7 protein-coding genes are annotated in these 13,943 nt (G+C 67.5%); 5 read left to right on the forward strand and 2 right to left on the reverse strand.

Translation table 11 applies throughout. The features are described 5' to 3' along the window. Position 1 precedes the first annotated feature (1 nt). The 5 genes from C8J44_RS15075 to C8J44_RS15095 all read left to right on the forward strand — a co-directional run bounded on the left by C8J44_RS15075 (position 2) and on the right by C8J44_RS15095 (position 10,451). Positions 2-1,408, forward strand: coding sequence for an L-serine ammonia-lyase (locus C8J44_RS15075; RefSeq protein WP_121905152.1), 1,407 nt, complete (start codon positions 2-4; stop codon positions 1,406-1,408). A gap of 10 nt (positions 1,409-1,418) precedes the next feature. After that, positions 1,419-3,455 (forward strand): M3 family metallopeptidase, encoded by a 2,037-nt coding sequence (locus C8J44_RS15080; RefSeq protein WP_121905153.1) that lies wholly within the window; start codon positions 1,419-1,421, stop codon positions 3,453-3,455. Then, entirely contained in the window at positions 3,452-4,513 is a 1,062-nt protein-coding gene (locus C8J44_RS15085) for a PLP-dependent cysteine synthase family protein (RefSeq protein ID WP_121905154.1), read from the forward strand. The genes C8J44_RS15080 and C8J44_RS15085 overlap by 4 nt, the downstream gene beginning before the upstream one ends. A 7-nt stretch (positions 4,514-4,520) precedes the next feature. Continuing rightward, on the forward strand, positions 4,521-8,060 hold the full coding sequence (locus C8J44_RS15090) for a hydantoinase B/oxoprolinase family protein (RefSeq protein ID WP_121905155.1): 3,540 nt from the start codon (positions 4,521-4,523) through the stop codon (positions 8,058-8,060). Between the two features lie 87 nt (positions 8,061-8,147). After that, positions 8,148-10,451 (forward strand): glycoside hydrolase family 3 C-terminal domain-containing protein, encoded by a 2,304-nt coding sequence (locus C8J44_RS15095; protein ID WP_121905156.1) that lies wholly within the window; start codon positions 8,148-8,150, stop codon positions 10,449-10,451. A 178-nt stretch (positions 10,452-10,629) separates the two neighbouring features. Here C8J44_RS15095 and C8J44_RS15100 read toward each other — a convergent pair whose 3' ends face one another. Together C8J44_RS15100 and C8J44_RS15105 are read right to left on the reverse strand one after the other, a co-directional pair. Beyond that, on the reverse strand, positions 10,630-11,715 hold the full coding sequence (locus C8J44_RS15100; RefSeq protein ID WP_259466889.1) for an exo-alpha-sialidase: 1,086 nt from the start codon (positions 11,713-11,715) through the stop codon (positions 10,630-10,632). Positions 11,716-11,721: 6 nt separating this feature from the next. Next, on the reverse strand, positions 11,722-13,536 hold the full coding sequence (locus C8J44_RS15105) for a DUF885 family protein (protein ID WP_121905488.1): 1,815 nt from the start codon (positions 13,534-13,536) through the stop codon (positions 11,722-11,724). Positions 13,537-13,943 lie beyond the last annotated feature (407 nt).

A 13,943-nucleotide genomic window follows, 5' to 3' on the forward strand; every position in this document is an offset into this window, starting at 1 on the left:
CATGGATCCGCTGACCTTCGATCGCCCCGACGAGCGCACGCGAGCGCGGCCCGATTGCCACCAGGCGATCAGCATCCTCGACCTGTTCACGATCGGGATCGGGCCGTCGAGTTCGCATACCGTCGGGCCGATGCGTGCTGCATGGTTGTTCGCCGATCTGGTCGCGGACGAGAAGCCGGTGGCGGTGCGCGTCGACTTGTATGGTTCGCTGGCGCTGACCGGGCGCGGGCATGCGACCGACAGCGCGGTGATGCTGGGCTTGAGTGGCGCGCAGCCCGAGACGATCGATCCCGACCTGATCCCGGTGCGGCTGGCGGCGATCCGGTCGAGCGGGCGCCTGATGCTCGCCGAGCGGGTTGAGATCGGGTTCGAGGAGAGCCAGCACCTCCTGTTTCATTCGAAGACCTTCCTGCCGGGGCATCCCAACGCGGTGACGTTCACCGCCTCGTTCGGTGACGGGCGCAGTGTCGAGCGGACGTATTTCTCGATCGGCGGCGGGGCGATCGTCGAGGCGGGGTCGGGGCCGGTCAAGGCGAACATCCTGTTGCCGCGGCCGTTCTCGTCCGGCGCGGAACTGCTCGCGACCGGCGATGCGACGGGGATGACGATCGCCGATATCGTCCGCGAGAACGAGATCGCGTGGCGGCCGGAGAGTGAGACGGATGCGTTCCTCGATGCCGTCCGTGGCGCCATGTTCGCGTCGATCGATCGCGGGTGTCGGCAGGGGGGTATATTGCCGGGTGGGCTGAAGGTGCCGCGTCGCGCGAAGGCGTTGTTCGAGGGATTGCAGGCGCGCGATACTGCCGCTGATCCTTCCGCGGTGTTCGAATGGGTGAGCTTGTATGCGCTCGCGGTGAACGAGGAAAATGCGGCGGGTGGCCGCGTCGTGACCGCCCCGACCAACGGCGCGGCGGGTGTGTTGCCGGCGGTGCTGCGCTTCTACGAGACCTTCACCAAGGACCCGACGCCGAAGGGCGCGCATGATTTCCTGCTGACCGCGGCGGCGATCGGGTTTCTCTACAAGAAGCGCGCGTCGATTTCGGCGGCGGAGATGGGGTGCCAGGGCGAGGTCGGCGTCGCGTGCTCGATGGCGGCGGGCGCGCTGGTCGCGGCGCTCGGCGGGACCAACGAACAGATCGAGAATGCAGCGGAGATCGGGATGGAGCATAACCTCGGCCTGACCTGCGATCCGATCGGCGGCCTGGTCCAGATCCCGTGTATCGAGCGCAATACGATGGGTGCGATCAAGGCGATCAACGCGGCGTATCTGGCACTTCGCGGGGACGGTCGCCATATCGTCAGCCTCGATGCGGTGATCGAGACGATGCGCCAGACCGGTGAGGACATGCGCTCGCAATATAAGGAGACGTCGCTTGGTGGCCTGGCCGTCAACGTCGTCGAATGCTGAAGGATTATCCATGACTGCCCCGACGAACCCGCTTCTCGATACGCTGTCGCTGCCCCGTTTCGCCGAGCTGTCGCCCGACCAGATCGCGCCCGCGCTCGACGAGGCGATCGCGCGGCATGAGGCGATGGTCGAGGCGCTGACGACCGCGCGGCCGACGGATTTCGCGGGCGCGTGGCTGCCGTACGAGCGCGCGAATACCGAGATCGGCGCGATCTGGTCGGCGGTGTCGCATCTGCACGGTGTCGCGGACACGCCCGAACTGCGCGCGGCGTATTCGGAGGGGCAGAAGCGGCTCGTCGAGAACGACATGAAGGTCGGGCAGAACCGCGACCTGTACGAGGTGTTCGTGGCGCTGAGCGTGTCGCCCGAGTTTGCCGACCTACCCGTCGAAGATCGGGTCGCGGTCGAGCAGGCGATCCGTGACTTCACGCTGTCGGGCGTTGCGCTGGAGCAGGAGGCACGCGACCGGTTCAGCGAGATTTCGGTCGAGCTGTCGGGGTTGTCGAACGAGTTCGGCAGCGCTGTACTCGATGCGACCGATGCGTGGTCGGAGCTGGTGACGGACGAGGCCGATCTCGCGGGGATTTCGGACGCGGACAAGGCGATGTTCGCGGATGCCGCCAAGGCGAAGGGGCAGGCAGGCTGGTTGGTTACGCTGCAACAGCCGAGCGTCAACGCGGTGCTGACCTTCGCCGAGAACCGTGAGCTGCGGGCCCGCATGTACCGCGCGTTCGCGACGCGCGCGTCGGACCAGGGGCCGAACGCGGGCGAGTTCGACAACAGTGCGCGGATCGCGCGTATCCTCGAGCTGCGGCACGAGGGCGCCAAGCTGCTCGGCTTCACCGATCCGGTCGCGTGGTCGCTGGAGACCAAGATGGCTCCGAACGGCGCCGAGGTGATAGCGTTCCTGCGCGATCTGGCGCGGCGGGCGAAGCCGGCGGCTGAGCGTGATCTCGCCGAACTGAAGACGTTCGCCGCCGAGCAGCTAGGGATCGCCGATTTCGAGCCGTGGGATGCGGGCTTCGTGTCGAACCGGTTGCGGCAGGATCGCTACGCGGTCGATGCGCAGGTGGTGAAGGCGTATTTCCCGGTCGAGCGCGTGATGGAGGGCTGGCAGACGCTGATGCAGCGCCTGTTCGGCATCAAACTCGTCGAGCGTGACGACGTTTCGCTGTATCATGATGATGCGCGGTTCTTCGACGTGGTGGACGAGAGCGGGACGGTGTTCGCCGGGCTGTATCTCGATCTCCACGCGCGCACCGGGAAGCGTGGCGGCGCGTGGATGGCGCAGGCGCGGCCGCGGTTGCACGACGGCAATACCGTGACGGTGCCGGTCGCGTATCTCGTCTGCAACTTCGCGCCGGATGGCGGCGAGACGCCGTCTTTGCTGTCGCACAACGACGTGACGACGCTGCTGCATGAGACCGGCCACTGCATCCACCTGCTCTTCACCAAGGTGAACCGGCCGAGCATCGCCGGCACCAACGGCTTCGAGTGGGACGCCATCGAACTGCCGAGTCAGCTGATGGAGGATTTCGCCTGGGACAAGGACGTGCTGACCGGCATGTCCGGCCACTACAAGACTGGCGAGACGCTGCCCGCCGACCTGTTCGAGCGGATGGTGAAGGCGCGGCATTTCCAGGCGGGGATGTTCATACTGCGCCAGGTCGAGTTCGCGTTGTTCGACCTGCTGCTGCATCTCGGCACGATGGGCAGCGATCCGATCGACGTGATCGAGGCGGTGCGCGACGAGGTGGCGGTGATCCGCCCGCCCGCATGGCACCGCTTCCCGCACGCGTTCAGCCACATTTTCGCGGGCGGCTATGCGTCGGGCTATTACAGCTATCTCTACGCGGAACTGCTCGCGGCGGATGGCTTCGAGGCGTTCGCGGAGGCTGGCCTGGTCGATCGCAAGACCGGCGACCGGTTCCGCGAGGAAGTTCTCGCGCGCGGCGCTACCCGACCGGCGGCTGAAAGCTTCCGCGCGTTCCGCGGGCGTGATCCCGAGCCGACCGCGATGCTGGTCCGTCACGGGCTGCAAGGGTGACGAAACGCGTCGACCGGCGCTGGTTGTCGGAGGCGGTGCGGCGGATCGAGGCGGACTATAACCGGTCCGCCGACACGCATCTGATCCGCGTCGACCTGCTGCGGTACCCCGGCATCGTGCTGTACCTGAAGGACGAGAGTTCGCACCCGACCGGCAGCCTCAAGCACCGGCTCGCGCGCTCGCTGTTCCTGTACGCGCTATGCAACGAATGGATCGGGCCGGAGACGACGGTGATCGAATCCTCGTCGGGATCGACCGCGGTGTCGGAGGCGTATTTCGCCAGGATGCTGGGGCTGCGGTTCATTGCCGTAGTGCCCGCGACCACCGCCAAGCCCAAGCTCGACGCGATCCGCTTCCACGGCGGCGAGATCCACATGGTCGACGATCCGCGCACCGTCTACGCGGTGTCGCACCGCTTGGCGGCGGAAACCGGCGGGCATTATCTCGACCAGTTCACCTACGCCGAGCGCGCGACCGACTGGCGCGGCAACAACAACATCGCCGAGAGCATCTTCGCGCAGATGGCCGAGGAGGAGCATCCGTGCCCGTCCTGGATCGTCTGCGGCGCGGGGACGGGCGGCACGTCGGCGACGATCGGGCGGTTCATCCGGTACTGCCGGCACGACACCAAATTGTGCGTTGCGGACCCGGTGCACTCGGTGTTCCATCGGCATTTCGAGGACCGATCGGTGGTCGCGTTGCCGGAAGGGTGCGCGTCGCGGATCGAGGGGATTGGGCGGCCGCGCGTCGAACCGAGCTTCGTGCCGAGCGTCATCGACCGGATGATCGCGGTCGAGGATGCCGACAGCATCGGCGCGATGCGTGCGCTGTCCGACCGGCTCGGCCGGCGCGTCGGCGGCTCGACCGGGACCAACCTCTGGGCGTGCGCGCAGATCGTCGAGGAGATGGCGGCGGCGGGCGAGACGGGGAGCATCGTCACGCTGTTGTGCGATGGCGGCGATCGCTATGGCTGCACCTATTACGACGATGCATGGCTCGACGACCGCCAGGTGGCGTGGACCGATGCCGCCGCACGGATGACGCAATTTCTGGGCTGAGTGACCGATGACCTCATGGCAGTTCTGGATCGACCGCGGCGGCACGTTCACCGACGTCGTCGCGCGGCAACCGGACGGGCGGATCGTCACCGCCAAGCTGCTGTCGGAAGATCCCGAGCGCTATGATGATGCCGCGGTCGAGGCGATCCGGCGGCTGACCGAGGGGGCGGATGTGTCGCTCGAACTGCGGATCGGGACGACGGTCGCGACCAACGCGCTGCTCGAACGCAAGGGCGAGCCGACGTGTCTCGCGATCACCCGCGGGTTCGGCGATGCGCTGCTGATCGGCCACCAGGAACGATCCGACATTTTCGCGCGCGACGTGAACCGTCCGCCGCCGCTGTTCGCGCATGTCGTGGAGATCGACGAGCGGGTCGGCGCGGAGGGCGACGTGCTCCGGCCGCTCGACGTGGATGCAGCGCGCGCGGGCTTGCAGGCGGCATTCGATAGCGGGCTGCGCGCTGTCGCGATTGTTCTCGTGCACGGCTATCGCTTCACCGCGCACGAGGAGGCGCTGGCGGCAATCGCGGCCGAGATCGGCTTCATGCAGATCTCGGTCAGTCACCGCGTCGCGCCGTTGATCAAGCTGATCGGGCGCGGTGATACGACCGTCGTCGATGCGTATCTGTCGCCGGTCGTCGATCGCTATGTCGCGGGCCTGAGCGACGCGTTGGGGCAGGGCGCGCTATTTATGCAGTCGTCGGGCGGACTGGTCAACGGCGCAGGCTTTCGCGGCAAGGACGCGATCCTGTCGGGGCCGGCGGGCGGCATCGTCGGCATGGCCGCGACCGCGCGCGAGGCCGGGTTCGAACAGATCATCGGTTTCGACATGGGCGGCACCTCGACCGACGTGTCGCACTACGCCGGGACATATGAGCGCGACACCGAGACGCTGATCGCCGGCGCCCGCATTCGTGCGCCGATGCTGCGGATCCATACCGTCGCGGCGGGCGGCGGCTCGATCTGTCGGTTCGATGGCGAGCGGTTGATCGTCGGCCCGGAGAGCGCGGGCGCGGTGCCGGGGCCCGCGTGCTACCGCCGCGGTGGGCCGCTGACGGTGACAGACTGCAACGTGATGCTCGGCAAGGTTCGCCCCGAATTCTTCCCGGCGCTGTTCGGACCGGAAGGCGACCAGCCGCTCGATGCCGAGGCGGTGACCGCCCGGTTCGCGGAACTGCCGCTCGATCCGCAGGTCGCGGCCGAAGGGTTCGTTGCGGTCGCGGTGGCGAACATGGCGAATGCGATCCGGACGATCTCCGTCGCGCGCGGGCATGACGTGACGCGTTACACGCTGGCATGTTTTGGTGGGGCCGGGGGGCAGCATGCGTGTCTCGTCGCGGATGCGTTGGCGATGGACCGGGTGATGATCCACCCGCTGGCCGGGGTGCTGTCGGCGTATGGCATGGGACTCGCCGATCGCCGTGTCCTCCGCGAGGCTACGTCGGGCGCGGCGTTCGCGAATTACGCTGAGATCGTCGCTGCGTTGGACGAGCTAGCGCAGGCTGCCCGGGAAGCACTGGTCGCGCAGGGTGTCACGGCGGACGAGGTTAGGATCGAACGCCGCGTGCATCTGCGCCGAGGCCAGACCGACCACACCATCGAACTCGATTTCGACGAACCGCCAGCGATGATCGCCGCATTCGACGCCTCACACATCGCGCAGTTCGGGTTTGCCAGCGAAGCGCCGCTGATCGCCGACCGGATCGTCGCCGAGGCGATCGCCGAGAGCCCGCCGCTCGACGCAGCGTTCGTCGCGTTCCCCGAAGAGCCAGCCGCGCCCCTGTCCGTCGCCCCCGTCTACATGGCCGGCGCGTGGCACGACACGCCGGTACTCGCTCGCGAAGGCGTGCCCGCCGGCCACGCCATCGACGGCCCCGCGCTGATCCTCGACAGCGTCTCGACCACCATCGTCGAGCCCGGCTGGCGCGCGCGCGTCGATCCGATCGGCAATCTGATCCTCGACCGCATCGCCCCGCGCGTCGGCGCGAGCATCGGCACCGAGTCCGACCCGGTCCGGCTGGCGATCTTCGCCGGTCTGTTCATGAGCATCGCCGAGGAAATGGGCGCCGCACTCCAGCGTTCGGCCGCGTCGGTCAACATCCGCGAACGACTCGACTTCAGCTGCGCGCTGTTCGACGCGCACGGCAACCTCGTCGCCAACGCACCGCACATCCCGGTACACCTCGGCTCGATGGGCGAGAGCATCCGCACGATCATCGACGCGCGAGGCGGCGGCGCAGACGGCCGCGGTATCCGCCGCGGCGACGCCTACGCGCTCAACGCGCCGTATCGTGGCGGCACGCACCTCCCCGACATCACCGTCATCATGCCGGTTTTCGCGGATGACGGCGATGCGCCCGCGTTCTTCGTAGCCGCTCGCGGTCATCACGCAGACGTCGGCGGGATCACACCCGGATCGATGCCGCCCGAAAGCCGCTCGGTCGAGGAAGAAGGCGTGCTGCTCGACGACGTGCTGGTGGTCGACGAAGGGCGTTTTCTCGAAGCCGAACTCCGCGCCGTGTTCGCCGGCGGACCCTATCCCGCACGCAACGTCGACCGGAACATCGCCGATCTCGCCGCGCAGTTGGCCGCCTGTACGCGCGGCGCGACCGGTCTCACGCGGCTGGCTGACGAGTACGGCACGGACGTCGTCGCTGCGTATATGGAGCACGTCCAGGCCAACGCCGACGCCGCTGTCCGCCGTCTGATCGCGACGCTTAACGACGGCGCGTTCGCCTACGAGATGGACGACGGCGCCGTCGTCCGCGTGGCGATCCGCGTCGATCACGGCGCCGCGACAATGGAGGTCGACTTCGCCGGCACCAGCGAGCAGCGGCCGACCAACTTCAACGCCCCCGTCTCGATCGTCCGCGCGGCCGTGCTCTACGTCGTCCGCGCGCTGATCGACGAGGCGGTACCGCTCAACGACGGCTGCCTGCGCGGCGTGACGATCGGCGTGCCCGAGTGCTCGATGCTCAACCCGCGCTATCCGGCCGCGGTCGTCGCCGGCAACGTCGAGACGAGCCAGGTCGTCACCGACGCGCTGTTCGGCGCGCTCGGCGCGATGGCGGCGAGCCAGGGGACGATGAACAACTTCACCTTCGGCAACGACACGCACCAATATTACGAGACGATCGCCGGCGGCGCAGGCGCGGGCCCCGGGTTCGACGGCGCGTCGGTGATCCAGACGCACATGACCAACAGCCGGCTGACCGATCCCGAGATCTTCGAGACGCGCTTCCCCGTGTTGCTCGAAGAGTTCTCGATCCGCGCCGGCTCTGGCGGGGCGGGCGCGCACCACGGCGGCGACGGGGCGACGCGGCGCGTGCGCTTCCTCGAGAACATGACCGCCTGCATCCTCGCCAACCGCCGCCGCGTAGCCCCGTTCGGGGTGGCGGGCGGCAAAGACGGTGGGCTAGGCTCTGCCACTGTCGAGCGCGCTGACGGCCACGTCGAGCACCTTGGCTCCACCGCCAAGGTCGATATGCGGCCGGGCGACGTGTTCGTGATCGAAACACCCGGTGGCGGTGGTTTCGGACCCATTTGATCCGCCCCCCGATACGACGACCGGTTGCAGCGACGGGACGGACGCGTCACACACGGTCCGCACAAGATCACCGTGAAAGTGAAGCCCATGACCGCATCCCGTTCCCGCGCCCTGTTCGTCCGATTGCTCGCGGGATCGGTTCTCGCGATTGCCGCGCCGGTTGCCGCGCAGACGACCAACAACGCGCCTGGCGCGGCGGTGGCGAAGACCGCGGCCCCCAAGGCGCGGCCTTGGATGAACACCAAACTCAGCGCAGATGCGCGCGTCGAGATGCTCCTCAAGGAGATGACGCTCGACGAGAAGCTGCAGCTTACCTTCGGCTATTTCGCTACCAACGCCGACTGGCTGAAGACGCCGGTCAAGAACTGGGTCTATCCGAAGGACGGTCTGCCCGCGTCCGCCGGGATCGTCCCCGGTATCCCGCGGCTCGGTATCCCGAACCAGTGGGAGACCGATGCCGGCGTCGGCGTCGCCAGTCAGCGCGGGCCGACGCCGCGCCTGCGCACCTCGCTGCCGTCGGGGATCGCGACCGCGGCGACCTGGAACCCCGAGGTGGCGCAGGCCGGCGGCGCGATGATCGGCCGGGAGGCGTTCCTGTCGGGCTTCAACGTGCAGCTCGCGGGCGGCATGAACCTCACGCGTGAACCGCGCAACGGGCGCAACTTCGAATATGGCGGCGAGGATCCGCTGCTGGCCGGCGTCATTACCGGGCACGAGATTAAGGGGATCCAGTCGCAGCACGTCGTCTCGACGATGAAGCACTACGCCTTCAATGGCCAGGAGACGAACCGCAACAACATCGATCACAAGATCGGCGAACAGGCGGCACGCCAGTCCGATCTGCTCGCGTTCGAGATCGCCAACGAGGTCGGCCAGCCCGGCTCGGTGATGTGCTCGTACAACCGCGTGAACGGCCATTACGCGTGCGAGAACGACTGGTTGCTCAACAAAGTCCTGAAGCGCGACTGGGGCTTCAAGGGCTATGTCATGTCCGATTGGGGCGCGACGCATTCGACCAGCGAGGCCGCCAATGCCGGGCTCGACCAGCAGTCCGGCTGGGCGTTCGATCGCTCGGCGTACTTCGCGGATGCGCTGCGCGAGGCGGTCAATAACGGCCACGTCAGCGAAGCGCGCGCGACCGACATGGCGCGGCGCGTGCTGTGGGGAATGGTCTCCGTCGGGGCGTTCGACACGGTGGTGAACGGCGACCAGGCTACCAAGATCGACTACGCTGCGCATGCCGCGGTGACGCGCGCCGATGCGGAGGAAGGCATCATCCTCCTCAAGAACACCGCGGGTCTGCTGCCGATCGCCAAGTCGGCCAAGTCGATCCTGCTGATCGGCGCGCATGCCGATGTCGGCGTGCTGTCGGGCGGTGGATCGTCGCAGGTGTATTCGCACAATGCGCCGACCAACGGCCTGATCGTACCCGACGAATTCCCGAGCGGTTTCCCCGGCCCCAAGACCTATCACGCGTCGTCACCGATGAAGGCGCTGCAGGCGCGGACTGGCGCGACCGTGACCTATCTCGACGGCAAGGACGTCAAGGCCGCTGCCGCGGCGGCGCGGAATGCGGACGTCGTCATCGTGTTCGGCGAGCAGTGGACGGGCGAGTCGTTCGACGTCCCCGACCTGAACCTGCCGGCTGGCCAGAACGCGTTGATCGACGCGGTCGCGCGCGCGAACCCGAAGACGGTGGTCGTGCTCGAAACCGGCGGTCCCGTCGTGATGCCGTGGCTCGGCAAGGCCGGCGCGGTGCTGGAGGCGTGGTATCCGGGCACGGCGGGCGGCGAGGCGATTGCGCGCGTGCTGACCGGCGAGGTCAATCCGTCGGGGCATCTGCCGGCGACCTTCCCCGCGTCACTTTCGCAAATCCCGCGGCCCAAGCTTGAGGGCGACCCGAAGCTCGACCGCGATTCGCATCCGATGGGCAATTACGACATCGAGGGCGCGGCGGTCGGTTATAAGTGGTTCGACAAGACCGGCGCGAAGCCGCTGTTCCCGTTCGGCTATGGCCTGTCCTACACGAATTTCGCGATGACCGGGCTGACCGCGGCGCCCGCCGGCAAGGGCGTCAAGGCGGACTTCATTGTCCAGAATACGGGTGCGGTACAGGGCAAGGCGGTAGCCCAGGTCTATGTGTCGGGTGCAGGCTGGGAAGCCCCCAAGCGGCTCGGCGCATTCCGCAAGGTCGATCTGGCCCCCGGCAAGAGCCAGACGGTGTCGGTGAAGATCGACCCGCGCCTGCTCGCGACGTTCGACGTCGCCAGCGGCGGCTGGAAGATCGCGGGCGGCGACTACAAGGTGATGTTGGCGACGTCGGCTGCTGATATCGTCCAGACGGCGACAGTCCGCGTGGCCGCGCAGACGCTCGACGCCCGGGGACGTTGAGCGGGCTCGGGGGGCGCGCGGCTCGGCGCGAACCCTTGGGATTAAAGACATGTTTCCCCGCGAAGGCGGGGATCCAGACTGGGCTCCCGCCTTCGCGGGAGAACAAGGGCATGGTGCCGTACGATTGTTATTCCAAAGCTGAACCTCGACACGTCCTGACCTTTGCTTCCGGTCCAGATCAGCGCAGTCTCCGCGGGTCGACCACGACGTATTTGATGTGCTTGCGATCATAGGTGTAGGTGATCCGGACCAGCCCGTCGCGCGTCTGGATCACCGCGGGATAGGCATAGCCGTCGGGCAGCGGCTTGCTCTCCAGCGTCAGCACCGGATGCCAGCGCACGCCATCGTCCGACAGCGCGAGATTGAGCGGCCAGCGCGGTCCGTCGCCCGGACGGTCGGGCCAATGACCGGCATGGTTGTAAACTATCAGCTGTCGCCCATCGCGCAACGTCACCGCATCGGTGCCCGCGTTCGGGTTGGGAAGGTCGATCGCGGCGAGCGGCGACCAAGTGCGGCCGGTGTCCTTCGACCAGCTCATCGCGAGCGCGCCCTGCCGCGTGCGGGCAACGAGTTCGAGCCGCCCGTCGGGGTAGGACAGCACGCTGGGCTGGATCGCCTCGATATGCATCGGCGAGGGAATCGGCGGCTCGACCGTCCAATGCGCGCCGCGATCGGTGCTGCGTTCCATGCGGAGCGACCAGCGATTGGCCTCCGTGGTGCCCTCCTCGCGGCTCGACGGCGATAGCCAGCTGCCATCGCGCAGCACGACGGGCTTGTTCTTGATCGGGCCGAGCACGCCATCGGGCAGGCGCTCCGGCTTGCTCCAGCTGCGACCATTGTCGGTCGAGCGGAGCATCATGCCCCACCAGTCACGCGGATTCGGCCCGACCTTGTAGAACAGGCGGAGGTCACCGGGTGCGGGCTGGAACAAGACCGGGTTCCAGGTGGGAAAGCGGCGACCATCGGCGCCGATCCCGCTCGCCACCGGCTCGGGCGCGGTCCAACCGTCGCCCACGCCGCCGCCGTTGCGCGACGTCCAAATGCGGACATCGGCATTGCCTTCGCCCGATCCGGCGAACCAGGCCGCCATCAGGCTGCCGTCGGCGAGCTGCACGATCGTCGACGCGTGCGCCTGCGGGTAGGGGGCTTGCGCATCGATCAGTTCGGCCTCGAGGATCGCATCCGCTGCGGCTGGTCGCGCGCTGCTGTCGGGAGCGCCAGCCCCCGACAGCAGCGCTGCCAGCCCGATGATCGCCGCCTTCACGGGGACTTACGCCCGCCCGCGGATCGCGGCGATCCGTTCGTCGACGCGCCGTTCGAGGATGGTCAGCGGCATCGCGCCTTCGAGCAGGATGTCGTGGAACTGCTTCAGGTCGAACCGGCAGCCGAGCGCCGCCTTCGCCTTGGCCCGCGCGCGCGTCCACGCCATGTGGCCGACCTTATAGCTGCACGCCTGTCCCGCCTGCGTGCAATAGCGCTCGACCTCGCGCAGCGTCCGCGGTCGGGCAAACCCGGTGGTCGCGACCATATAGTCGGTCGCCTTCTCGCGGCTCCACTGCTTGGCGTGGATACCGGTATCGACCACCAGCCGCGTCGCGCGGAACAGGAACGACTGGAGATAGCCGGCACGCTCCAGCGGCGTCGCATAGGCACCGAGTTCGTCCGCCAACTGCTCGGCATACAGCGCCCAGCCTTCCGAATAGGCCGAGAAGAAGCCGATCTTCCGCAGCGTCGGGATGTCCTTCGATTCCTGCGCGAGGCTGATCTGGAGGTGATGCCCGGGCACGCCCTCGTGATAGGTCAGCGACGGGAGCGTGTATTTCGGCCAGTCGCCGACGTCCTTCAGGTTGACGAAGTAGATCGCCGGGCGGCTGCCATCGAGCGAGGCGCGGTTGTAATAGCCATTGGCGGCGCCGTCCTGGATCTCGACCGGGACCGCGCGGATTTCGAGCGGCTGCGTCGGCACGCGCGCGAATGCCTTGGGCAGCTTGGTGTACATCGCCTTGATGCCCTCGTTCAGCCCGGCGATCAGCTCGGTGCGCCCTTCCGCGGTGTTGGCATAGAGCTGATCGGGCATCACGTTCAGCTTGGCGAGCCGCTCGCCGACCGTCCCCGTCGCATAGCCCTGCGACTTGAGGATCGTGTCGAGCTGCGCGGTGATCTCGGCGACCTGCGCCAGGCCGATGCGGTGGACCTCGTCGGGGCTCATCGTCGTGGTGGTCGCCTGGTTGAGCGCCATCGCATAGATCGCGTCGCCGTTCGGTACGCGCCAGATCCCGTCGCCGGGCTTGGTGGTCGGCTTCAGTCGCTCGATCAGCGCGATCTGACGGTCGAGCGCGGGATAGACCTTCTCGTCGACGATCTTCGCGGCGCGCGTCTGCCAGTCGCCGGTAAGGCCCTTGGCGGCGGCGCGCTTGACGAGCGACTGGACGATGCTCGACGTCGCCGCCGGCTGACCCCGCAGTTTCCGCATCTGGCCGAGCGTCAGGTCGAGCGACCAGCCGGGTGCGAGCAGGCCGCGTGCTGCCTCGGCTTGCTGCATCGCGCTTTCCTGGTCGAGCACCGTGCCGAACTGGTCGAGCCGCGCCAGATACGCCTCCGCATCGGGTGTCGCCGCGATCGTGTGCGCGGTGTTGAGGAAATCGGGCACCTGGAAATAGGCGCCGCCCTGCTGACAGATCCGGTAGGGGCGGATCGGGCTGTCCATGCCGAATTTTTCGGGCGCCGCGATCTGCGTTTCGAGCGAATAGCGGACGACCTCGAGGTTCAGTTTGGCGGCCGGCGACAGCCCTGCGCCGTCATAGCGCGCAAGGCTCGCGATCGCGGCCTTGGTCTCGGCGACATCGCTCGCGCGCTTCTCAGGAGTCCGCGGCGAGAGCTGGCTCTTCAGCGCTGCCAGCGGCCCCTTGTCGAGGCCGAGCGACGTCGCGAGCTCGGGCGATCGCGCGACGCTCTGCTGGAAGATCCGTTCGAAATCGGCGTTCAGCGTGGTGTCGCCGGTGGGTTTCGAGAAAGCAGCCGAGGGAAGCAATGTGGTCGCGAGTGCTGCGACACCGCCCGATGCGAGAAACTGACGACGATCCATGACGAACTCTCCCGTGATATGGCGCGCATCGTAGGCGAACAGGACACGGCTTTGCCAGTGCACGTCGTCCGAATCTCGTCGCGACCACGGGAACCACATCTGATGCTGGCGGTTCAAACAGGGAGACCGGCGGTGTGGTTGATCCACCCCCAACGACCCGTCGGTCGCCCGTGTGCGTATCGAGACCAGCCGTGCGAGATAGATCATCCAAGCCGTTCAACGATGGGCGCTTGCACGCGGTTGGCGAAACCTTGCGCAGTTCGTGGCAGACGCCGACGGATACGATGATTACCGACGACCTGCCGACGTTGCTGACGCTGCTGTCGAAGGTGCCGAGCCGTCGCAAACGCCCGTGATGGATCTGTAACGAAAGCAGGTGCGGGCCGTCTTCGGTGCCCGCACCCGCT

This window comes from Sphingomonas sp. PP-CE-3A-406 (assembly GCF_003688625.1).
Classification (GTDB): Bacteria; Pseudomonadota; Alphaproteobacteria; order Sphingomonadales; family Sphingomonadaceae; genus Sphingomonas.